The 22,975-nt window shown below is 66.3% G+C and carries 18 protein-coding genes; 9 read left to right on the top strand and 9 right to left on the bottom strand.

From position 1 onward, the window contains the following. From DN069_RS39225 to DN069_RS20390, 3 genes are all read right to left on the bottom strand, one after another. A complete protein-coding gene (locus DN069_RS39225; RefSeq protein ID WP_279387916.1) occupies positions 1 to 1,050 on the bottom strand; it encodes a Gfo/Idh/MocA family protein in 1,050 nt (349 codons plus the stop codon). 20 nt (positions 1,051 to 1,070) lie between these two features. Then, the gene (locus DN069_RS40130) at positions 1,071 to 1,889 is read right to left on the bottom strand and encodes a sugar phosphate isomerase/epimerase family protein (protein WP_165845562.1); all 819 of its coding nucleotides are present in this window, start codon (positions 1,887 to 1,889) and stop codon (positions 1,071 to 1,073) included. Between the two features lie 125 nt (positions 1,890 to 2,014). Next, the gene (locus DN069_RS20390) at positions 2,015 to 2,530 is read right to left on the bottom strand and encodes an ATP-binding protein (protein WP_111502833.1); all 516 of its coding nucleotides are present in this window, start codon (positions 2,528 to 2,530) and stop codon (positions 2,015 to 2,017) included. Between the two features lie 250 nt (positions 2,531 to 2,780). On the opposite strand from DN069_RS20390, the gene DN069_RS20385 reads away from it, so the two are divergent. From DN069_RS20385 to DN069_RS20375, 3 genes are all read left to right on the top strand, one after another. Next, positions 2,781 to 4,115: an NsdA family TPR-like regulatory protein gene (locus tag DN069_RS20385; protein ID WP_111502831.1), complete on the top strand. Its 1,335-nt coding sequence runs from the start codon at positions 2,781 to 2,783 to the stop codon at positions 4,113 to 4,115. Between the two features lie 25 nt (positions 4,116 to 4,140). After that, on the top strand, positions 4,141 to 5,214 hold the full coding sequence (locus DN069_RS20380; protein ID WP_111502829.1) for a UDP-N-acetylmuramate dehydrogenase: 1,074 nt from the start codon (positions 4,141 to 4,143) through the stop codon (positions 5,212 to 5,214). Between the two features lie 585 nt (positions 5,215 to 5,799). Continuing rightward, positions 5,800 to 6,909: a DNA cytosine methyltransferase gene (locus DN069_RS20375; protein WP_111502827.1), complete on the top strand. Its 1,110-nt coding sequence runs from the start codon at positions 5,800 to 5,802 to the stop codon at positions 6,907 to 6,909. 72 nt (positions 6,910 to 6,981) lie between these two features. Here the strand turns inward: DN069_RS20375 and DN069_RS20370 are convergent, their stop codons facing one another. Next, the gene (locus DN069_RS20370; RefSeq protein ID WP_111502825.1) at positions 6,982 to 7,449 is read right to left on the bottom strand and encodes a very short patch repair endonuclease; all 468 of its coding nucleotides are present in this window, start codon (positions 7,447 to 7,449) and stop codon (positions 6,982 to 6,984) included. A 140-nt stretch (positions 7,450 to 7,589) separates the two neighbouring features. On the opposite strand from DN069_RS20370, the gene DN069_RS20365 reads away from it, so the two are divergent. The 5 genes from DN069_RS20365 to DN069_RS20345 are packed head-to-tail and all read left to right on the top strand — an operon-like array spanning position 7,590 to position 14,995. Next, the gene (locus DN069_RS20365) at positions 7,590 to 10,337 is read left to right on the top strand and encodes a Z1 domain-containing protein (protein WP_111502823.1); all 2,748 of its coding nucleotides are present in this window, start codon (positions 7,590 to 7,592) and stop codon (positions 10,335 to 10,337) included. 41 nt (positions 10,338 to 10,378) lie between these two features. Then, the gene (locus DN069_RS20360) at positions 10,379 to 11,368 is read left to right on the top strand and encodes a PD-(D/E)XK motif protein (RefSeq protein ID WP_165845561.1); all 990 of its coding nucleotides are present in this window, start codon (positions 10,379 to 10,381) and stop codon (positions 11,366 to 11,368) included. Then, positions 11,365 to 13,296: a hypothetical protein gene (locus DN069_RS20355; protein ID WP_111502819.1), complete on the top strand. Its 1,932-nt coding sequence runs from the start codon at positions 11,365 to 11,367 to the stop codon at positions 13,294 to 13,296. The genes DN069_RS20360 and DN069_RS20355 overlap by 4 nt, the downstream gene beginning before the upstream one ends. Further along, positions 13,293 to 14,225, top strand: coding sequence for a hypothetical protein (locus DN069_RS20350; protein WP_133259986.1), 933 nt, complete (start codon positions 13,293 to 13,295; stop codon positions 14,223 to 14,225). The genes DN069_RS20355 and DN069_RS20350 overlap by 4 nt, the downstream gene beginning before the upstream one ends. Beyond that, positions 14,222 to 14,995 (top strand): DUF6339 family protein, encoded by a 774-nt coding sequence (locus DN069_RS20345; RefSeq protein WP_111502815.1) that lies wholly within the window; start codon positions 14,222 to 14,224, stop codon positions 14,993 to 14,995. Before DN069_RS20350 ends, DN069_RS20345 begins: the two co-directional genes overlap by 4 nt. 67 nt (positions 14,996 to 15,062) lie before the next feature. On the opposite strand, the gene DN069_RS20340 is transcribed toward DN069_RS20345, so the two are convergent. Next, the gene (locus DN069_RS20340) at positions 15,063 to 17,051 is read right to left on the bottom strand and encodes an ATP-binding protein (RefSeq protein WP_111502813.1); all 1,989 of its coding nucleotides are present in this window, start codon (positions 17,049 to 17,051) and stop codon (positions 15,063 to 15,065) included. Positions 17,052 to 17,348: 297 nt separating this feature from the next. Here DN069_RS20340 and DN069_RS20335 point away from each other — a divergent pair, with 297 nt between their 5' ends. After that, the gene (locus DN069_RS20335) at positions 17,349 to 19,391 is read left to right on the top strand and encodes a hypothetical protein (protein WP_111502811.1); all 2,043 of its coding nucleotides are present in this window, start codon (positions 17,349 to 17,351) and stop codon (positions 19,389 to 19,391) included. Positions 19,392 to 19,788: 397 nt separating this feature from the next. On the opposite strand, the gene DN069_RS20330 is transcribed toward DN069_RS20335, so the two are convergent. The 4 genes from DN069_RS20330 to DN069_RS20315 form a co-directional block, all read right to left on the bottom strand. Then, the gene (locus tag DN069_RS20330) at positions 19,789 to 19,953 is read right to left on the bottom strand and encodes an ATP-binding protein (protein ID WP_279387915.1); all 165 of its coding nucleotides are present in this window, start codon (positions 19,951 to 19,953) and stop codon (positions 19,789 to 19,791) included. Continuing rightward, a complete protein-coding gene (locus DN069_RS39450) occupies positions 19,950 to 20,366 on the bottom strand; it encodes a Pepco domain-containing protein (RefSeq protein WP_133259985.1) in 417 nt (138 codons plus the stop codon). Before DN069_RS39450 ends, DN069_RS20330 begins: the two co-directional genes overlap by 4 nt. Positions 20,367 to 20,527: 161 nt before the next feature. Further along, the gene (locus tag DN069_RS20320; protein WP_111502807.1) at positions 20,528 to 20,815 is read right to left on the bottom strand and encodes a hypothetical protein; all 288 of its coding nucleotides are present in this window, start codon (positions 20,813 to 20,815) and stop codon (positions 20,528 to 20,530) included. 11 nt (positions 20,816 to 20,826) lie between these two features. Further along, positions 20,827 to 22,551 (bottom strand): S8 family serine peptidase, encoded by a 1,725-nt coding sequence (locus tag DN069_RS20315; protein ID WP_133259984.1) that lies wholly within the window; start codon positions 22,549 to 22,551, stop codon positions 20,827 to 20,829. Between the last annotated feature and the right edge of the window lie 424 nt (positions 22,552 to 22,975).

The following is a 22,975-nucleotide window of genomic DNA, read 5'->3' as shown; positions in this document are numbered from 1 at the left end:
TCAGACCTCCTCCGTCGCGAACTCGTGGACGGCTGGCAGGGGCGACACGGGAGCCGTGAGCGCAGGCGCGAAAGGCGCCAGGCGGTAGGGAAGGCCGCCCAGAGCCGCGGAGTACTCGGCCGCCTCCAAGACCGCGGTGACCGCCAGCAGGTGATCCGGGCCCGTGAGGCTGGGAACCCCCGAACGGCAGGCGGCCACGAACTCCTCCAACTGCACCCGTAGCGGCTCGCCGTACCCGGCGAGCGCACCGCGGCGGTCGCGTTCGCAGCCCGCCGTGAGCGCGGCGTCCGCAGCGGGACCCTCACCGCGGCCGCCGAGGAGCATGACGTCCCCGCCGTCGAGGTGTCCGTGCCGGTACCGCAGCACCCAGTCCTCCCCGAGCAGCCGCAGCGACCGCTTGGCCCCGGCGTGCCGCCAGCCCAGGTAGACCTCGCCCCGCATTCCGGAGGAGAAGGTCACGTCGATCGTCACCGTGTCCAGGTGACCGCCTCCGGGGAAGCGATGTCCTCGCGCGGCCACCTCCACCACCGGGTCACCGACCAGGTGCAGCAGGAGCGACACGTCGTGCGGACCGAAGTTCCACAGCACGCCGCAGTCCCCGCGGCGCTGCCCGCCCAGCCGCTCGCTCCGGATCAGCCACGGCGCGCTGGGCGCCCCCTCGCGCAGCCAGGCCGCCACGTTCCGGACGGGCCGCGAGTAGAGGAACGTATGCCCGGCCGAGAGTTGGACACCCTGCTCTTCCGCGGCACTGACCAGAGCAGTCGCATCCGCGACGCTCATCGTCGCCGGCTTCTCGACCAGCACGTGCCGACCGGAAACCAGAGCCCGCGCCACCAGTTCGCTGTGCGTGGTGGCCGGCGTCGCGATCACGACGGCCTCGACGCGCGGGTCCTCCAGGGCCTGGTCCAGGTGAGACCAACCCGTCACCGCGTGTTCACGCGCCACCTGTTGGCGCTGCGCGCGGTCCGGGTCCACCACGCCTACGAGGGCCACGTTCGGCGCGCCGACGGCCACGCGGACGTGGTTTTGTCCCCAGCGACCACAGCCCACCACGGCCAGTCCCAGCGGCCTCACGAGGCGGCCAGCCGGGTGAGAGCCCGCAGCGACGCCTCGACGCCGTCGAGGTCGCGGCGAAGATGCGACTCCAGCGTCACGGTGCCGCTGTACCCGAACTGACGCAGCCGCTCGAAGATCTGCTGCCACGGCAGCTCGCCATCGCCCACCGGGACGTAACGCGCACCGGACCGGTCCTTGACGTGCACGTCCGCAGTCGCGGTCAGCAGTTCGGCGGTCATGTGCTCCAGGCCGTCGGAGTCGCCGGCGAGGAGGCCGTTGCACGGGTCCGCGACGGCGCGCCAACCGCTCCGTAGCCCGAACGCCGTGAGTTCGGGGAGCGTCTTCACCCTGCAGACGAACTCGTTCTCGATGACGGGCTCCACTCCGTAGGGCCAGTCGGTCACGGCCTCCCGCATGGTGGCGAGCTCCGACGCCCCGAGCCGGCAGGGCCGACCGCCCGGCGATGGATCGAGGAAGGTGAAGATGCGAACCAGCGGAGCGGCGACCGCATCCGCGATCTGGCCGAGCCATCCCGCGACTGCGACGTGCTGTTCGAACACAGGTGGGAGCCCGATGAAGTGCGGGTCGACGAGGCCCGACTCATCCGCGCCAGGAGCGTGGCACTTGAAGAGTGGGGACATGATGCTGGACACCCCGACGCCGCGGCGGGCGAAGAGCTTCGCCAGCCTGTCGACCGCGGGTCGGTCGAGCAAGGCGACGTTCGTACCCCAGACCGATCGCACGGCGACCTTCCGAAGGCCGTGAGCGAGGGCCAGGCCGATCGCGTCTTCCGGGTCCTGACTTACCTCGTCCGTGATGAGGGACAGTTCCATGGAAACCTCGCAGAGTCGTGAGCGTGGGGTGACGCGGATTGGGGGCGTCACCCGGAAGAGGGCATGGTTCTCCAGCGCCTCTGCGGCGCCTGACTGCGCTCCCGGCGGGTCGTCGAGAGTGACGGTTAGGCCGAAGTGGGTGCTTCGTTCCGGCTGTCCGAGATCTGGTAGAGAGCCCAGACGACCTTGCCGGGGTCCTGCGGGTGCCAGCCCCAGTCGGGACAAATCGCGGACACGAGCACGAGGCCCCGGCCTTCTTGGTCCCGGGCGGTGGGCTGCCGCAGACGCGGAGCCTGCGGGCTCGTGTCGGTCACCTCGATGAGGAGGCCCCTGAGTACCTGACGCAGCGCCACGCGAACGAGCTCGTCCTTCGGGCTCGCGGTCACTGCGTTCGTGACGAGTTCCGTGAGGACCAGCTGCAGATCCGAGAGGACCTCCTGGTCGAAGATCTGCCCGAAGCGTTCTCGCAGCCATTCCCTGGCTGTCGGAACAGCTTCCGGTCTGACGGGCGTTTCGAAGACCAGGTCGCGGACCCAGCTTGGCGGTTGAGTGGCGAGTGATTCTTCAGCGCGGTGTACGGGCCCCGCTCGCGTTTTCAGATGCAGCGTGGTGCCGCCCCCAGGTACGGCAATGTGTCCCATGCGTACTCCGATCGCCCGGTAACAGGCCGGTGATGGTTGGGCAGGCCAATCCCGACTTCCAGCTGGCAACTGCGACCAGCCCTGCAGCGCCACTTCAGCAGCGCACACGGACCGCCGGAAGCCTTCATCGTGGTCAGGCGGGTCAGTGTCGGGTCAGCTTGGTCAGCAATGGTCAAACGCCCAGCCGATGGCCTTGCGGTTGTGCCAGCCTGGTAGTTGATTTGATGGTCAGTCAGGGAGGGTGTGCGCGATGGCGACACTCGCCGAGTACCTGGATCGGCTCGGATGGTCGGCAGAACGACTCGGTCGCGAGGTGAACCGGGAAGCCGGCCTGCACACCGTGAGCCGCAAGGCTCCGTACGCGTGGTTGAAGGGCGCCAAGCCACGCGGCGCCGTTCCGGAGATCGTTACGGCGATCCTGTCGACGAAGCTGGGCGAGGCGGTCACCGTACCGATGCTGTGGCCGCGTCCCGAGCCCACCGTCGAGCCGGCCGCCTTGAGCAGCCATTACGGACCATGGACAGGAGGCTCTCTCTGGTCCGGCCCCCTCCACGTCTTCAATGCCGCATCGGACAGCGCGAGCACCCTGCCCGGACTGCCCGGATACGCGTTGACCGCTCCGGTCCTCGACTGGCTCACGGTCGAACCCGTCGAGATCCAGGGCCGCGTCGTCGGCCGGCAGCCGGTGACTCCCGAGATGACGTACGTGCTGTCCGACCGAGTAGCCCAGTTGCGGCGACTCGACGACGTCCAAGGTGGCCCCTTGGTCCTGGACTGGGTCACCGACGACCTCCGGCGGGCAGCCACCTTGGCCAGAGACGGCTCGTACGACGCCGACACAGGCCAGCGTCTCCATCAGATCCTCGCCGAGCTCGCTCAGCTTGCCGGGTGGTTGGCCTGCGATCAGGACCTCACCGGCCTCGGACAGCGCTACCTGCTGACGGGACTTCGTGCCGCGCACGCAGCCGGCGATGCCGCCCTGGGCGCGAACATCGTCTCCTGCCTCAGCTACCAAGCCGCCTGGGCCGGAGAACACGGCGCCGCGCTCAGCCTCATCCGTGCCGCCCGCAAAGGGGCGGACCGGCCCGGACACGGATCGGTTCACGCCCTGCTGGCGACCCGGCAGGCCCGGGTCCACGCCCAGCTCGCCGACGAAACGGCGTGCGCTCGCGCCCTCGACGACGCGTCTGCTGCATACGCCGACGGTTCTCCCAGCGACGCACCAGCATGGGCGTACTGGGTCACCCCGGCCGTCCTGGCTGCCGATGCAGGACGAGCCTGGCTCGAGCTTGGCCGCTCCGACCGGGCTGAGGCCCACCTCGTCCGTGGCCTGAACCTGTTTGGTCAGGACCAACCGCGAAATCGCATGCTCCACAATGCCTCGCTCGCCGAAGCGCGCCTCGGCCTCGGTGACCTGGAAGGCGCGGCCGATGCGGCCTGCCAGGCGCTCGATCTGGGAGAACGACTGATCTCCGGCCGCGCCAAGGCGAGGCTCCGCACCCTACAGACCCGATTTGAGAGAGTGGATTCCAGGAGGGCACATGAGGTCGTCGACAGGGCGCATCACATCCTGCGATCCTCCTGACGGGTCCTCCGACGGAAAGGCGCCCATGCACGTTCGTCACCAGGTCTCTCTGGCCACGCTCACGACTCTGGAGATCGGCGGCCCTGCTGCCACTGTCATCCACCACCGAGACGCCACCGAGTGGGACGCCGTTGCTCGCCTCGCCTCTGCTGACGGCTTCACGCCGCTGACCCTGGGCTGCGGTAGCAACGTGCTTGCTGCCGACACCGGCGTCCAGGCTCCCGTGATCAAGATGGAGACGAGCGGCCTGACCTTCGAGGAGGCCCCCGGCGGTGACGCCGTTCTCGTTACGGTTCAGGCCGGCCACTTGCTGCAGGACCTGGTCGATACGGCGATTGCCGAGAACCTCGGCGGCCTGGAGAGCCTCACCGGCATTCCCGGCACCGTGGGGGCCACGCCCATCCAGAACGTCGGCGCATACGGCATCGAGGTCGCAGATACCCTCACCGCGGTCCACGCGTGGGACTGGCAACAGCGGAAGACGTTTCGGCTCGGAGCGGCCGACTGCCATCTCGGCCACCGCACCAGCCAGTTCAAGCACAGCGACCAGTGGACCATCCTCGCCGTTCAGTTCCTTCTCCCGCGCACCAAGCAGAGCGTCCCGATCACCTACGGGCAGGTGGCCGACGAGCTCGGCGTGAAGCCCGGCACCAGCGTTCCTCTTGCGGAGGCCGCAGAAGCTGTTCTGGCCGTCCGCCGCAGCAAGGGCATGGTCCTCGACCCCACGGATCCCGACCATCGTTCCGCTGGCAGCGTCTTCCTCAGCCCGCCCGTCAGCATCGGCCAGGCTGCGGCGTTGACGCGTCAGGGCATGCCGCTCCACCACTTCGCAGACGGCACCAACCGCGTGAGCGCCAGCTGGCTCATCAAGCAGGCTGGCTTCTCCCTCGGTGAGTCGCTCGTCCCCGGAGTTCGGATCTCCGCCAAGCAGTACACCCTGGTCACCGATGGCCGAGCGACTGCCGATGACTTCACGCAGGCTGCTGCCAAGATCGCCTGCGCTGTTGAGGCCCATACGGGCATCTGCCTTACGCCGGAACTCGATCTCTTCGGCGCACAGCCTCGCTACGTCCAGATGAGGGATGGCCGTCAGCCGTGAGAGGTTGAAGCGGGGGAGGCGTCCATGGTTCTGCCCCGTGTCTTGCGGGCGTGGGTCATGTCCAGCGCCGGTTGGCTGCGTTGAAGCGGGGTTCGGCTTCCGTCAGCGGGGGTGCCGTCGTGCCGCATCGCCTCGCAGCAGTACGAGTAGCGGCGGGTCCCTGGGGAACCGAATCGGTGCCTGAATAACTGCTCTTCACTCGGTCGAACGACCGCTAGGGAATCCGGACCGGCTCAGTTACTCGCGCGCACATGCTGGCCCTTTCCGGGGTCTCCCTGGTGTCGTGGGTCATGTCGATACGGACAGGAGCTTCCATATGTGCCATACCCATCTGCCACCACAGTCCTCGGGCTCCGTTGAGCGCGGGGCGCCCGGCTTGATGGAGTTCGGGCGTCGCGTGAATGGGGGCGCGCAATGAGACCGCACCTCCCTCGCCGTCGAACGGATGCGGATCATGAAAGGGGCATGCCGTCGAGGTCAGGCTGGCGCCACGGTCTCACGGCCCCGACCAGGGGACCGGTTCCCGATCCCGTGACGGTGACACCTGGTCTCCCGGACCGCCCGCTCCGGATAAGATCCCACTCCATGACCACTGCGCCCCCGCAAACCCCCCAAACCTCGCAGATCCACATGGTGGACCTGTTTGCCGGGCCGGGCGGTCTCGACGTGGCTGCGCACTGGTTGGGGCTGGCGGTCGATGGCGTCGAATGGGACGCGGATGCGTGCCAGACCCGCGAGGCAGCGGGTTTCCGGACAAGGCAGGGGGATGTCCGCGAGAGCAGTGCGGCTGATTTCCCGGACGCCACGATCCTGGCAGGCGGCCCGCCTTGCCAGACCTACACCCTCACCGGCAATGGTGACGGCCGGCGCGCCTTGGAGCTGGTTAAGGCGTTCGCCAAGCGCATGGCCACGGGCGAGGACGTCTCGGCTGGCCTGGCCAACCTGGGTGACGATTATCGCACCGGGCTCGTCCTCCAGCCGTTGAAGTGGGCATTGCACGCGGCGGAGCTGGGACATCCGTACAACACCATCGTGCTCGAACAGGTCCCGGGTGTGCTGCCCGTCTGGGAAACGATTGAAGAGGCTCTCGGCGGTCTCGGCCTCGGCTACCGGACTGTCTCCGGCGTTCTCCACACGGAGGACTACGGGGTCCCGCAGACGCGCAGGCGAGCCATCCTCATCGCTCGCCGTGACGGCGAGGCGAAACTACCCAAGCCCACGCACCACCGCTTCCGCCTCGGCGCTCCCCGCCCCGCGGACGGCAACGGACGCAAGACCTGGGTGACGATGGGGGAGGCGCTCGGCCGGAAGGACGAGTTCAAAGTAGTCTCCAACTACAGCACCGGTGGCAATACGGAGCGGCGAGGCCGGAGGACCTCGGATCAGCCGTCGTTCACGATCACAGGGAAGTGGACCCGCAACCGCCTGGTGACCCCGGATGCCAAGGAGCGTGATCTCGGCCGGTTCACGGAGGGCGAAGCGGGGCGCCTGCAGACCTTCCCGATGGACTTCCCCTGGGACGGCAAGGCCAGGGCGCAGCAGATCGGCAATGCCATTCCTCCGCGGCTGGCCGCCCATGTGCTGGCTGCCGCCTTGGGATGGGAGCTCGACGAGGCAGCGCTCGACGCCGCGGTGGACAGTCCGTGGGAAACGACCAAGGGGAGCAGCCCGCTGAAGCCGGCCCCCGCCGAATGATCGGAACGCCTCGTGCCTGTCCTTCCGGACAGGCACGAGAGGCCCTCTCGGCCCACGCGATCGTGACCCCGTTCAGCCTTCTCCCATGACGGTGGGTGCGGCTGTGCGGCGAACAGCAGGCCGGCTCCTGCGCCGTTCCGCGACAGCGGCAGCGACCTGCTCAGCGACGTCCACAGGGCTTTGATGCTCCCAGAACCTGAGCACCAACCAGCCCAGTCCCTCCAGATGGGCGGTGGTGTCGAGGTCGCGCTCGATGTTCCGGGCGAATTTCGCACGCCACTGCTCACTGTTACTCCCCGGGCGAGTGCCATGTTCGGGACAGCTGTGCCAGAAGCATCCGTCGATGAAGACCGCGACCTTCGGTCCCACGAAGGCGATGTCGATGGAGCGCCTGCGTTTCCCCGGGACGGCTACGTGGATCCGGTAGCCCACGCCTATCGCGCGCAGAGCCCGGCGCACTGCCACCTCGGGCCTGGTGTTCTGGGAAGCCTGGAGGCTCATCCTCACTGACACGTCTGGCGAGGACGGGGTCATCGGCATGCCGTTCATCCTGGCACGTCCCGCATTGCGTCTGGTGGTCCTGTCGCCCTCCGCCCACTGCTCATGAGGGCCGCTGCCGCCCCGGTGCGGGGCACGACCGGACCGGGGCAGGGGCTGCGGTCGGGAGTACCGACTCCCCCATGGTGCGCGACGTGTCGGTGGCGCCTAGTAGCTTGAGTGCCGGTAGACAGCGGCGCATCGAGTCGGGCACCAGGTTCCGGATCGATCTTGAATCTCTGCGAGGAATTGTGGGCGATCCGAGGCTGGAAGCAGCCTGGAACCGGTTCCAGAACCTGACCGACGGGATGCTGCCGCACGAGGCGACTCAGACCATGCGGGACCTGTTCGTGCCCGAGGAGGTCATCGAGCAGTTGCTCCAGCGCCACGAGACCGAAGCCACGAGGATCGCCCGACTCGAGGAGCCGCTCGCAATCGGCCGCGAGAACGAGCAACGGTGGTACACCGGGGTCCGCACGAGCGACAAGAACTGGCCGGCCTTCGAGCAGCGTCTTCTGCGCAGCCTCAGCCGGGAAGAGGTCGAGAAGATCGACACGGCCTCGGACGTGGTCGCGGCCATGCTCGACCACCCCGCCACCCCCGCGTTCCGATCCCGCGGCCTCGTCGTCGGTCACGTCCAGTCGGGCAAGACGAGCAACTTCACGGCCGTGGCCTGCAAGGCGGCTGATCGCGGCTACCGCATGTTCATCGTGCTCTCCGGCGTGACCAACTCCCTGCGTCGACAGACGCAAACCCGTCTGATCCGGGACGTGGTCGACCTCAACCCGCCGCTCTGGCACCAGATCACCAAGCCCGAGCACGACTTCGTCCCTCCGCCCAACGCCCAGTCCTTCTTCGCCTCCAAGGACCAGCGGCTCCTCCTGGTGGTCAAGAAGAACGGACCAGTGCTGCGCAAGCTGCGTGACTGGCTGGAAAAGGCCCAGGAGCAGCTCGGAAACTGCCCGACCCTCATCATCGACGACGAGGCGGACCAGGCCACCCCGGCCACCCGGAAGATCAATCCGCTGATCCGGGACGTGATCGGACGCCTACCCAAGGTCTGCTACCTCGGGTACACGGCCACGCCGTTCGCCAATCTGCTGATGGACCCGACCGATGAGCAGGACTTCTACCCTCGGGACTTCATTGTCAGCCTGCCGCGCGGAAAGGACTACCAGGGGCCCGAGACTCTGTTCGGTCGCAATCCGCTCGACGGGGAGGACCCTGCGGACGTGCCGGGCGGACTCGACATGATCCGGTCGATCCCGCCCGAGGAGCTGGACGATCTGCGCCCGGTCAACCGTGCCGCTCTCGCGGACTTCACCCCGTACGAGACCCCGTCCCTCCGTCGTGCGGTGCTCTGGTTCTGGCTCGCCACAGCCGCCCGTCATGAGCGGGGACAGGCCGACCAGCACTCGTCCATGCTGGTTCACGCCCACTCGGACACGACCGTCCACGATGCCTACCGCCCGATCCTGGAGTCGTTGAAGGCCGAGATCGCCCATGGCCTGCGCGACGGCACCGGAGTGGTCGAGGAATTGCGGTCGCTCTGGGAGTCGGAAGTGGAACGGGTGGACCCGCTGGAATGGGACCGGGAGGTCACCAGCTTCGAGGCGGTCCTCGACCGTCTCGAGAACATCGTTTCGACCACGCGCATCGTCATGGACCACTATCGGAGCACCGAGCGGCTCGACTACGAATCCGGCCCGGTCAACGTCATCGCGGTCGGCGGCAACACTCTCTCGCGCGGGCTCACGCTCGAAGGGCTGGTCGTCAGCTTCTTCGTCCGCTCGTCGAGCGTGTACGACACCCTGCTGCAGATGGGCCGCTGGTTCGGGTACCGCGTCGGCTACGAGGACCTGCCGCGGATCTACATGCCCGACGAGACGAGCCACTGGTTCGCGCACCTCGCCACCGTCGAGGCCGAGATGCGCCAGGAGATCGACCGCTATCTGACCGAGCATCTGACGCCGCTGCAGATGGCTGTCCGGATCCGCACCCACCCGAAGATGCGGGTGACGGCGCCGGCGAAGTCGAAGAACGCCGTCCGTGCGGCGGCTGGCTACGGCGGAGCACTGGTGGAGAGCAGGTACTTCCCCTGCGGTCCGGACCAGATCGACTGGCACGATTCCAACGCTGCGGCGGCCCGCGCGCTCCTGACGGCGGCCCACAGGGAGGGCCGCATCGATCAAGCGGTGGCCTCCGAGCGGGCCCTCTGGCGGGAGGTCCCGCTGGACCCCGTGCTGGACTTCATCGACGCCTACAAGTTCCACCCGAAGACCGTGGACGCGGCTCGTGATCTCATGCGCGAATACATCGAGCGCCGGAACAAGTCTGGCGCCCTGTCCATCTGGAATGTCGGCGTGATTGGGAGTGCACAGGCTCCGGGCACCAAGATCGTGGAACTGCCGGGGGATCAGTTCGTCCACCCGGTGAATCGCACGCGCCTGTCCACCAGTGCGAACAAGCCGGAGGCCGACATCAAGACCCTGACGGGTTCGCGTGACGAAGCCCTCGATCTCCGGCTGGAGATCGGCCCCGATGAGCAGGTCAACCGTTCCCTACTTCAACGACTGCGCGTACAGCAGCAGCCCGAGCGCGGCCTGATCCTCTTCTACCCGATCGATTCCAAGTCGCCGGTGCCCGTTCGCCGAAAGAAGGGCGGGGAATTGGGCCCCCTGGAGGGCCGTGCGCCGCTCGACGCTCCTGGCGAGATCGTGTGGGGCGCTGCTCTGGTCTTCCCCGAACCCACCAACGGGACAGATCTCGCAGTGGAGTACGACTACGTTCAGGCCGATCTTTCACGCGCCTTCCCCGCGGCCAGCGAGGACGACGAGGAGGATCTGTCCGTGCTCGAGCAGGACCTCGACTCGAACGAGGGTGGCGCATGATCGAATCGGGAGGAACGAGTGCTTCCGCTCGGCTGCACTCGATGCTGGAACAGATGTGGATGCGCCTCGACCAGGAGGCGATCCGGCAACCGGACGCCCGCATGCTGTCCGCTGAACTGCAGATCCCCACCGTCCAGGGACTGCTCCGGCTAGGGAGAAGCGCGGAGGGACGTCGGCACCTCCTGGTGCCGATAGCCCCGGAGGACCAGCTGGACGACGACCGGCGCAGCGCCGGAGTCCACCTCGTCACACGGTCGCTCCTGCTCGGTGACGAATTGCCGGTCCGCTACGCGGACCTGTCGTGCCGGCGTGCTGACCTGCAGACGACGTTCACCAGCCTGGTCGCCGAACTGTGCGTCCAGATCGCGGCGGAGCCCGAGGGGCGGCCTGCCCGGATCGCGCGCACACTCAACGCCTGGCGGCTCCTGTTCGGGGGCACCACGGAGCGATGGACGCTGCCCCGACTCGCCGGGCTGTTCGCCGAGTTGGTCGTCCTGGAGGCGCTGCTCGACAGAGAACCTGGAGCCATCAGGCACTGGCTAGGGCCGTTGGGCTGCCCTCAGGACTTCCGGGGATCCAAGAGCGCCATCGAGGTGAAGGCGACTACGGCCGCCGACAACCGTGTCGTTCGCATCCACGGCGCGGACCAGTTGGAGACGCCGCCCGGCACCGCGCTCTTCCTGGCCTGGTTCCGGGTGGCCAAGTCGAGCGCGCCCGATGCCAGATCGGTGTTCGACGTACTCGAGGCATGCAGTCCCCGGGTCGAGGACCTTGAAGAACTGGAGACGCGGCTGAGGGCCCTCGGTCTGCCATCGGAAGGCGAGGGACCGGCTTCCGACATCCGGTTCGTCACGATCGAACAACGCTGGTATGAAGTGGGGGACCAGTTCCCGAGGATCACTCCAGGATCCTTCCTCGGGGGCGTGGTGCCAGTTGGCGCCATGGACCTGGAATACAGCATCGACCTCGACACGGTTCCGGCACACGCGGACCGGGAGCGGGTGATCACCGAGTTGGGAGCCGATATTTGAGCCGGCCAGGCTGGTACGCACAGCCCTTCCGCGCGGATGGCGGCATCACCGCCGATGGCCTCTTGAACCAGTTGGGTCGCCCGAGCCTCTCGCGGCTCTCCCTGCTGGTTCGAGAGGCCGCGCAGAACTCGTGGGACGCGCGCCTGCCCGAGCAGGAGGTCGTCCGTTTCCGGCTCGACCTGTGCACGGTGGGCGCCGGGCATGCCAACGAATGGCGCAGGCTGTTCACGAGCGCGGCGGCCCAGATCAGGGACCAGGACCCGATGTTCCGCCAGATCGCGCAGGCGGGGTCGATCCGGTACCTGGCGGTTTCCGACCGCGGCACCACGGGACTGGGTGGGCCCACACGCTCGGACTCAGGACGGACCGAGAGGCGGGAGTGGCTGCGGTTCGTCCTCAACAGCGGAGACCGCGAGGGAGTGTCGACGGGGCATCCCAGTGGCGGCACCTTCGGCTATGGCAAGGGTGCGTTCTACCGTCTGTCGAGGACGGGTTGCATCTTCATCCATACACGCTTCAGGCGTGAGGACGGCGCCTTGGAGTCCCGCTTCATCGGCTCCGCCATCCGGAAGGCGTTCTGGGACGGCGGAATTCAACGTACTGGCCGTCATTGGTGGGGGTTGCCTGAGAAGGACCATTGCGAGCCGCTCCGGAACGAACTCGCCGACGCCGCAGCGGGTAGCCTCGGACTGGCGGGGTTCGACGCCGACGAGACCGGGACGACGGTCATCGTGGTCGATCCTGACCTCACCGATCCATCGTTGCCGGATTCCGAGACGACCGAGGAGCTGACGGTCCAGGACGCAGGCATCCACCTCGCGGACGCCTCGGCATGGAACCTGTGGCCGATCCTCCTCCCGGAGCGTCGAGTCCGCATGACCGTGGCGGTCACTGCCAACGGAGTGACCGTCCCTGTGCCTTCCCCTGATGACGATGCGACCCTGGCCTCCTTCGCCGACGCCTACCGCAAGGCAATAGGCGGTCAGAGCGAGACCCTGGTCTGCGGTAATCCCCGCAAGGACCTGGGATCCTTCGCATACGACTACACTTACGGGGCAAGTGTCCTCTCGCCGGCGGCACGCGAGTTGGGCATCGAGGGGGCACCGCACCATGTCTGTCTGTTGCGCGGACCGGAATTGGTGACCCGCTACTACGCCGGCCCTGAGCGCTCGACCCCTGACGCGGGCTACGCGGGGGTCTTCAAGGTCGCGGACGACCTGGACGGGATCTTCTCCCAGTCGGAACCCCCGACCCACGACGTGTGGGAGTACAGGCAGCTGAAGGGTCGGGAAGCCACCTTCGTGCGTACTACGGGACGGCGGCTGAAGGATCGCTGCGACGCTCTGAGTGGGGCTCAGGCGAAGCGTCAGGTGAAGGTCGGGCGGTACGCCATGAGCTCTGTCTCTCAGCGTCTGGGGCACCTGCTCGCCGGCCCGGGGGGGACGGGAACCGCGGTGCTGGACACGACCGGTCGGGCAGGCGACTCGCGGACGCGTGCAGGAGCCTCTGGGGTGGACGCCGGAATGTCCGGGGGCGCCGGTCCCGATGGCGATGGGCAGGGCGGGGGCGGCATCCGGAGCGGCCGTGCCACCCAGGGCAGGCCGGGGGGTCCGACCCGACGGCCGACCCTGGTGTCGGAGCCGACCTTCGACGTCGTCGCCGGACGACCCGTGCTCGTGCAACGCGTCGTCGTCCACGGACCGGACCGGATCCAGGGCTTGGCCTACGTGCTCACCGGCGACGGGGCTGCCGAGGACTCGCCCCCGGTGGGCGCCGCGGTACCAGCGGTCATGGGATGGCGTACGGCCGACGGTGGGATCGTCCCGGGGGACGTCCTGCAGCACGAAGGTGGGCCCATGGAGGTGGAGCTGATCGTCACGGCCGTGGCCGACGTGGTCGTCGACATCAGCGTTGTGAGGCAGTCATGAGCGTGCGCGCCTGGCCGTACCGTCGCCCGGTCGACCGAGTACACGCCGAGAAATGGCAGTTGGGGGTCGCCGCGGGTGAACCGCTGCCGATGGCGTTGCCCGACTGGGACTACACGACGGACATCGCGATGAGCAGAGTCGTGCAGGTCGATCTCGCCGAGCTGCGCGAGGACTGCGGTCTGCCCGCCGACGCGGGGCTGCGCCTGTCCGTGCGCTACTGGCCATCCACCTCCCTCATCAAGCACGCGGCCTTCCGCGAGATCCTGCCGATGCGCGGCGACAAGGTGGCCTGCGAGATCCAGGTGGTCGCAGAGGGTTTGGACCTCGGTGGAGAGCTGACGATCGAGACGCTGCTGGAACTCGCCTCGGACCTGCCGTACTCGGACCCGTTCGTCGCGACCCGTGCCGGCTCCATCCTGTGGAGCGACCAGGCGAGGATGCATCTGGAAGGGTCGGCGGGCCTTCTGCCGGTCGCCCCGGTGTCGTTCCGCGAGGCAGGCCTTCCACCGGGCGCGGCCTGGTACGTCAGCATGGACGGTGGGGACTGGCAGCAGGCGGCGATGGGGAGTCTGCTCGTACTGCTGAACGAGGACAATCCCGAAATCAGACGTGCCCTGGAAGCGGAGAAGAAGGACGCCCCGGGTGACCTCTGGGGGCTTCTGGAGGTCGACATCGTGTGCGACCTCATAGGCCGCGCGCTCGACGACGAGGCGTTCCTGGACGAGCCGGCGGCGAGTCACGAGGACAACGGACAGGGCATCACCATGGCCGGCCTCGTGCGAGCCCTGATTCGAACGTACCTTGCACGTCCCGGGGAGGGCGTCGACCAAGCGATCAAGAGGCTTCACGACGAACGGCGTCGGGATCCCTCCCGGTTCCGGGCTGACGTTCAGAATGGCATCGGTTTCCCGAGGGACGGCCAGAAGTGAGTCTGCTCTACCCACGCTTGCTCCCGGCGGAGGCCAACCGCCTGTTCGAGGTGCTCCATCAGGTACCGAGCGGCGCGCACGAGAACATGGTGGCCTATCAGTCCACGCGCGCCGTGTTCGCAGCGACAGGGGGCCAACGCGCATCACGCGATGACCTGCAGCGGCTGCGGCTCAGCGTCCTGGCGGTCGCCCGCGCCCAGGGCTATCCCGAAGAACCGACCAATGCCCAAGGGGCGGCGTTCGACCGCGCTGTTGCGCGGGTGCTGCACGAGCAGTCTCTGCTGATCCCCGGAGAGGCTGCTCAGCGACAGATCTGGGCGTTCCTCGCCCTGGTGCTCCTGCCGGACGTCTGCACGTGGCGTTGGCCCGCGAAGCCGGGAAAGGGTTACACAGGGGACCGGTTCAAGAGCACCGACCTGACCCGGCACGCCCTCGGCCGGTTGTGGACCCGTGCGCACGTCCTCAGGGATCCGGACGCCGACGACCCCTACCACCTGCTCGCAGTGATGGGCGAGGCGGACCTGGACCAGATCATGGCTCGACGCTCCGCGCTCGCAGGATCGCCGGCTCTCGTGCGCTCGATCGTCCGCGCCCACGCTGAGGATCCTCGCGACGCGGATGGGGTGCCGTCCCGCACGGTGTTCCGGCAAAGCCTCATCAGGCTGCTGCGACTCACCGCGTTCATGGATCTGGACGCCGCGTCCGCCACCGACCTCTACGCCCTGGTCAGAGGCGTGCGTGCCGATACGCGCCGCGCCCTGGAGCACTGAGGGCCTCGCCACTGTGCGAGGCCCTCGTGTCGAATCTCGGGGATCGATCCCTGATCGATGAGCCGAATCAGTCCTCGGCCGAGATCGACCGGGGCTCGGCCTGTCCCTCGGCGAGCTGCTGCATGCGGCTGTCGTCCGGCGCCCGGTCACGCAGGATGTCGAAGTAGGCCTCCCACTGACGACGAGCCTGTCGTAGCAGCCCGGGCCAGTCCGTGGCATCCATGTCCTGGCTGCGCAGCGTTTGGACCTTGGAAGCGACGTCCGCCGCACGGTCGATGTGATCTGCGACCAACAGGCCCGTGACCATGCGGAACTGACTGTCGGACGCAATCACTGCTGTGCGCAGCCTCGTCACGTAGCGTTCGTAGCGGTTCAAGTGGTCCCAGTCGGCCTTCAGCCCTGGCCGCATGAACTCCACCACGAGCAGCTGCGACCCTGATGACAGCACGAGGTCGACACGTGCGTTCCAGGCATCCCCGTAAACCGCCTTCGCGACCTCCTTCACCAACGGGTCAATCCCGCGTTCGACCTTGAAGGTGTCCCACCGAGGCTGAATCAGCCACGGGTGTTCGGCGATGTAGTCCCTGACCTCGAGCTCCAGAGCGCGACGCTTGACACGTTCCTCCAGCCCCACGATCAGGTTCAGCTGGCTCTTCACACGCTCCGCGGCATGCAGGGCACTCATCACCTGGGACTGCATCAGGATGGCGACGAGCGCCTCGGAGTCCATCGTCTCTGCTTCTGCGAGCTCGTCGATGAGGCTCTTGAGGCGGCCCCCTTCCCAGGCGGTGAGCACGGACTCGGCCAGATCCGCGAATTGGTCCTCGTTCACCGCAGGCAGTTTGGCGAGCGAGAGGAGCGCCTTGTCGACGACCCTCCGCTCGGGCCGTTCGAGCTTGCCGAGACGCTGAGAGAAGGGGCGGATACGGTTCTCGATCGCCTCCTTCTTCCCGCGGGCGCGGAGATCCTGCCAGGTTCGCAGAAGGGCTTGAACCCTTGCCCTGCCCCACTCCAGCAGAGGCTGAGTCTCGTCCACGTCCCAGTTGACGCGCTGCCGCTCCGTCGAGATGAGGTCCTTGTCCTGCTCGTCCAGGAAATCTGCTTCGACGCGCCCTGAGAGATAGTGAATCGCGGTCTGGCCACCGAGGCCGCCCGAGAGGTTGAAGATGAACGGGCGCTGGGACAGCTTGTGATGGCTGAAGATGGAAACACCGGTCAGCTCGTCGTCACCGATGGGCTCCCGGTAGAAGACGAACCTCCAGCGAATCCGACTTCCGTCGGAGAGCTTCTCGACTCCCCACTCACCGTCGATCTCCAGCCCCGCGGGGACAGGAAGGTCGTACTCGGCGTACGACCGGGGGAAGGAGAACTCGATCTTCTCGACGTCCTCGATGTCGGAGATCGTCGCACCGTTGACGAGGACCTTGAAGTCGTCGGAGCGCTCCAGGAGCAGGAAGCGGCGCGCCATGCTGGTCCTGAAACGCTCAACGGGCGGCCGCTGCTTCAGACTGAGCCCCTGCAACGTGATGACGGTCCCGTGGTCCTTGGTCCGACTCGGATCCGCAGGCTCGTGCCGGATGAGTTCGACGGTCAACGGCTCGCTGTTCGCGTAGGACGAGGACCCGTCGATCAGTACTTCCGCGTCCAGTCGGAAAACCGTCCGCTCGCCGGTCTCCTTGCTGGTCGTGTCCACCTCGACGAAGCGCGCGATGCCGAAGCCGGCGAACTTGCCGATGCCCTTGCGCCCCATCATCGGCCTGCCAGCGGGCGTGCGGTCCGACTCCCTGTCACGACGTCGGTTGTACCCGACGTTGAGGTACCTGTCCTGGCACTGCTGGAGAGTCATGCCCTCCCCGTTGTCGCTGATGACGATGCGCGCCGAGTCGGACTTGACGTTGTCGGGGAGGGTCACGTCGACCTGGCTCGCGTCCGCGTCCCAGGCGTTCGAGACCAACTCTGCGATCGCCGCGACCGGCGACTGGTACATGTCTATGCCGAGATGTTCGATGACTCGGCCGTGGAAGCGGATCTCCAGGCAAGGTACTGCAGCGCTCACTAGCGCTCCTCCTCAGGAAGGAAGTTGAGGCGACAAAGGTAGTACGGAAAACGCTGCGAGTATCGGCACACGAAGATCACCGCCCGCGAACATCCACCGCTCCGATGCCTGCCGAGCCCGCGGTCTCCAGGTCTCAACGCCGGAGTCCGGGAGCGCGCCAACGCTGCAGGTGCCCAGCCAGCATGGTCGAGGCCGAGGGGCCTTGGAGCGGCGTCTGGATGTCTTTGTCCAGAGCGGCAGCGGTTCAGTTCCCTCACCCGGCTGACTGCGTGATCGTCTGCATGGCATGATCCGTTCGTGGACAATGACGCGATCGTCAAGTTGCCAGCCTGGAGCGGCCTGGCGAGTCCCGGCCAGCGGCCCGCCGTCAGAGGATTACTGCAGCGCGACCCCGACTTCCTCGTTGCGGCATCCGAGGTACTCGGCGGCAGCGCTCGTACACGGGCGCACATCTCCGTGACGAGTGGCCAGTGGCGCAGTGTCCTGGGAGAGGCGGACCTGTCGACTACTTGGGGTAGCCTTCACGGCGCTCTGGCGCATTTGTTGGAGGTCCTACAGGAGGACGGATCACAGGGCAGCAATGCGGAGCGGCGTCTGGCTCGCGCGGTCGATGAACTGCGCGCCGGCGTTCGAAGCATGGTCGCCGACGTCGACATCCTGAGGTTCCTGCCCCCCGAGACCGCCTACCCACCGCGCAGAGACTTGGCCCGGTACGTCAGTCTGGTCGGCCGCGTTGTCGCCGCGATCGCCGTATGCGAGAAGCAGGACTGGTCCGAGCCTGGCTGGCGTCAGCTGATCTCGTTGACGGGGCAGGCGTCCGCGGAAGTTCGCCAGTTGACCATCGATGAGGCCCCCGTCCTGGTGAAGGTCGAGGACGGCGCAATCCAGAGGGCAATCGGGATCGATGACCGGGAGCTCGTCGACGGCCAGGGACTGGCTTTCACTTCCAGGCTCGAGGCGGTGTGGTCTCGGGACGAAACCCACCTCGATCGTCGGCTTCGCGGTCAGTCAGCGCACCTCATCGACAGCTCTGTGGCGCTGAGCCCTTCGCTTCGGCGCCACCTGATAGTTCTGATCACGTCGTCGTTTCCTCTCGTGGCGAATCGCGTCGCGGTGGCCGCCAGGGACCTGGTCCTGGAGGCGCTCGGAACCGATGAAGCCGCCTTCATGGCCGCCTGGGAGGAGCAGTGGGCCGGGGAACGGACGATGTGGCAGGGGCATGCTGGCTTCTTCAAGGCGCATCGTGAACTTGAATCGAGCGATCGAGACGACGAGCACAAGCTTGAATCGGCGGCGAACGCCTACGTGCTCGCCGTCGAGGGCGACGCTCGGCGGACTGCGATCGCCGCGCTCGCATTTGCGGGCCAACGCCTCCCCGGCGACTCCACCCTGAGGCCTGTCCACGACGCGCTCGCGCGTCGCAAGGGAAGGTTGTTCGAGGCGCTGGCCTCGGTGATTGATGTTCCCTGGCGGAACGCAATCGCCCATCGCGACATCTGGTGGGATTCCGCTCTTGGCGCTGCGCGCCTCGGCGAAGATACCGTCACACTGGAGTCCCTCTTCATGGCAGCCGAGCGAGCCCGGGCAGTCTGCCAGGCCTTTCACCACGGAATGGAGGTCGCGTTCGCCATCGCCAAGCCACCGGTTCGAGACTGGCTGACAAAGGCACCTGAGTCCGCTCGCAACCTCGCCATCTTGGAAGCGATGGGGGGCTATGGCATCTCTGTCCACGACCTCCGGCGCTCCGGCAGCACCCTTGAGCTCGTGGTGCAGTCTCTCGATTCAGACAGCTTTCTCCGACTGTGTCTCGGGATCGTCCGATCTGCGGAGCTGGACCCTGCCATTTCGCATTGGTTGGTGTGGCAGCGAACACCAAATCTCACGCCGATATCCCTCGATCGCAACTGGGTTGAACGACTGCTGGCGGAGGCGACCGGGGGGACACTGCGGGCGCCCGAGGATATATTTCCTCTAACGGTCAACGCCTTGATCAACAGCGGTTCGCTCCCTGCGCCAGCCGTGCGCCATGTCATCGCCCTTGCTGCAGCGCAGGTGACTGGAGAGGCAGCGCGGCTGGGCAGTGAACTGGCAGCTGGCGACGAAGATGCCCAGGCCAGCTTGCATGAGTGCGTGGTGCACTGCCGCCGGGGTCTTGGCCTTGCTGCTGAGCTCAGCGGTGACGAGAGTGCAGGGAAGCTCGTTTCCCGGATCGACGGCATGTTGGCATCCGTGGAAGCCTGGAGCGCCGGCTCCATAGAGTCGCTGAACGCGGCACTGGCACCCGTGCAGGCGGTCTTGCGTGCTCGTAGGGCGATGGCGCCTCCCTGGTTCCAAGTGTGATGTTGCCGGCACACACCGGGAGGGAGCGCGACGGGCAGCCTGCCCCAACGCCTCGTCGAAGCTGTCCAGCAGCACGATCCAGACTCCGCCGTCGGCCAGCGGCAGTCAGGAGCTCTTGCGCATCGTGTCGGCGGGCGTCAGTCCGGCTGCGTCAGTGCGCTGATGAGCCCCATCCTGACCGGTCCGCTACGACGCAAGGTCAGGAAGGCCACGATCAACATGACCCTCAAGACGCTCGAAGAACTGCAGGCGGCCGACGAGAGGACCTTGGTGTTCAATCCGCTCGGCCTCGGTGGGCGGTCAAGGAATACCGCTGGGAAGCTGTCGGCGACCGCTGAAAACGGTCCGGTCTCGGCGGTCCACTTGTGGGCCAGTCGTAGTCTCGCTGGATGGTGTGTCATTCGTTGTCGTCGGTGGGGATGCGTCCGAGTTCGCGTCCCCGCATGCGGTAGGACTCGCCTTTGAGGGAGTGGACTTCGGCGTGGTGAACGAGTCGGTCGATCATGGCGGCGACGGTTTCGTCGCCGAGGACCTCTCCCCAGGATGTCGGAAGGGGAGTCAGGCGCGCTTGAAAGTCACCTCGACACCCGCCTCGATACCTGCCTCGGCAACGAAAGCCAGCGAGCCATTGGCGTGAACGCCGAGACGCACCGTGATTTCCTCGACTCGAAACTTCCGTCGAGGCTCAACTGAATCAGACTCCCCCGCCTCCTGCGCCATGGCCAGAGTAAAGATCTGCGAACAGATCCTGTTGTAACTTTCGGCGTCGAGTTGCACCTCTGCGAGTTCGATTGTCTTCTGAATTGCTTTTTCTGTAAAACTACTTCCTTTGTCGCCCCCGAAGTGAAAGGCGCGAACATCGACTGGCAAGTTGTCGTCTTCAATATCGGGAAAAGACTCTTCCGGAACACTCTGCCAGATTGGGACCATGATTGGCACCGTGTTCGCCTTGACGGGCTTTTCGTGACTAGTCACAGAGGAATCCCCTTATCTAGGCGGCATTCGCAGGCGCTTCCCATTGGCGCCTGGGGCTAGTATGCCCAAGCCGCGGCGAGGCTCACGCATTGCTAGGCCATTGGGGGAAAGCGCGCCAGTTGGGAAGGCTCCGGCTGGTGGTGGGGGCGCGGAACGACTACTCAGTCCAGCCAGCTGCTCGAAGCTAGCGGATGCACCGGGGTGGAGAGCGTGAGGGCGAAGACCCAAGGCTCCTCGGAGAGCGCTCTAACGTCGCGGGGGGTCATCATCGCGTAAGTCGTCGTGGAGCTTGCAGGCAACATTGCCGCGCCCACGTGTGCAAGCAGTTCGCGTTCCTCGCTGGTCGGCTCGTCGGCCAGGTGGATGAAGACGGCAAGACGTTGCTCGCTGGCGTCAGGCAGCGCCTCGAGCGCTTCCAGCAGGTCCGCGTCGATCTTGAGCTCGTCCACTTGACAAACCCCTAGAGGTAGGAGGCATCGATTAGGCCGAAGCCCCACTTCGTGTCGAAGTCATCTGGGGTATGCCCCGCTCTGACGCAGTGCACCCTCATGATCTCCTTCAGTTGCAGGGGATCAAGGGACGGCTGGCGCTCCAGCATAAGTGCAGCAAGCCCGGCGACAAAGGGGCATGCCATGCTGGTTCCACCCATGATCATGTAGTCGTCGTCGATGAGCCAGTCCGTCGTGGCCGTGTAAGCGTGCGACCGGCATGAAATGATCATCGCGCCCGGTGCGGCGAGGTCTGGTTTCGGTGCCCCGTCGCGTCGAGGTCCGTCACTGCTGAAGTCGGAGATCGCCCCGGGGGTCAGCGGAAGGCTCTTCTCGCAACCATCCTGACAACGCCAACTCGTTCGGGTGGTGTAGCTAGCGACCGTGATGGCGGATGTTGCCGCTCCTGGGGAACCGATTCGCATTCCGCGGACTACGCCAGGCCCGATGAACCTCACATCTTCACGGACTTCCCTGACATTGGCCAGCCATGCATCGACATAGACCGCCTCGGTTCCAACGTTCTCCAGGTGTAGCCGCCACTGGTACCCCGGCCTCGCCGACGTTGGGCGGATTGAGACCTTCATGTGATGGTGTTGGTTCCCCGGATCCTTCCTGGTCACCAGACGCGCACGGCCTTCGGGAAGCGTGTATGGATCTTTCGCGGGGGCTGGGGCGAGTGGTTCGACAGGTGTCGCCTGTCCAGACGGAGAGACGACGCTCATCCTAAGTTGAGCCTCCGCCGCGCACCAGGCCTCTATGTTGATTGGGAGAGCGTCAGACTGTACTGCGATTTCCTCAGAACTTCCCGGAGAGATATCCACGCCTGCGTGAATGTCGCGTTGTCCTTCGTTGCCTGCGGCACAGCACACGATCCGGCCTGGCCGGGCCCAGTAGTCGATCATCCGGGAGAGCGGGTCAGTTCCGTCATGGGCGTCGCCATGACTTCCCCAGCTCACATTGACTACGGCCGGCATGTCGAGTTGTCCTGCAATGCGAAAGACGTAGTTGATTCCTGCGGACAGGCCCAACGTCCCGGGCAGGGCCTTGACAACGATTATGTGTGCTGCCGGGGCCACTCCCATGAACTGTGAGTCCTGTCCGGCAGCGATTCCGGCGACGTGAGTGCCGTGTCCTTGCGAATCTGTTGATTTGAGGATTCCGTCACCGAGTAGTTCTTCACCGAAGTTACCTTCCGGCAAACCTTTTCCGGGCAGGGTCTGGTCCCAGATCCGATCAATGCGGCCAGAAAATGCGCGGTGTGTCGGGTCAATGCCTGTGTCGATAATTCCTATGAGTACGCCTTCGCCATTTCCGATGCCGTTCCCCCATCGAGCTCTCATCAGGTCGATGCCTATGCTCACGGCCGCAACATCGATACAAGCATGCACTTGATGAGAAGGGGCGATGTATTCGATCTCTGGATCGTCACTCAGGTCAGCCAAGCTCTCGAGTGGAACGGTTGCTGTTCGCACACATCCACCCCCGGCATGCAGGACTGCACCGTGGTCCTTGAGGTTGCTCAGCCTGGCTTCCGGGATGAACTCCAGGAAGACATGCATGCGAGGCATTCTGGCCGTGGTGTCCACTCCAGTGAGGCCACACAGTTCCGCCTCCCGCGCCGCACCTTCGGCCCCGTGCGCTAGGAACTCTTGGTAGATGAACTCCAACCCAGGGGCAAGCTTGTTGAACTTCATGATTGCCCCCAATTTGAACTGTTCTTCATGCACGCCCTGCGGATTCAATTGTCGTCGACTCGCGAGCGGCTCGCGAGCGGGGCAGCTGGCGCCAGACGTGCGCGCTCTTGATCAGCGGGTCCGGGGTTCGCGTCCCTGGCGGCGCACAAAGCACAGATTGCCCAAGTGGCAGCCTGATCAGGCGGTTGACCCTTCGCGAGTTGGCCGCCTTTTGCTTTGTCGGTTTGTGATGGGTGCGAGGTGGGGCCCTGCTGAGGCGACCGGTGCTGCTACCCGCGCGACTGCGGGGTGCTGACCTGCTGGTTCAAGCTGCGCAGGCCTGTTGGGTGCTGTCTGGTTTTGGCGGCCGGGGGTAGTCCTGTCGCGCGTCAGACTTTGTGGCAGGGCTCGTTTGTTGCGGGTCCTGCTGCTTGAAGGAGCCTGA

The organism is Streptacidiphilus pinicola, from assembly GCF_003258295.1.
Taxonomy (GTDB): Bacteria; Actinomycetota; Actinomycetes; order Streptomycetales; family Streptomycetaceae; genus Streptacidiphilus; species Streptacidiphilus pinicola.
The sequence above is the reverse complement of the archived record's forward strand: the minus strand, read 5'-3'. Positions and strand labels throughout refer to the sequence as shown.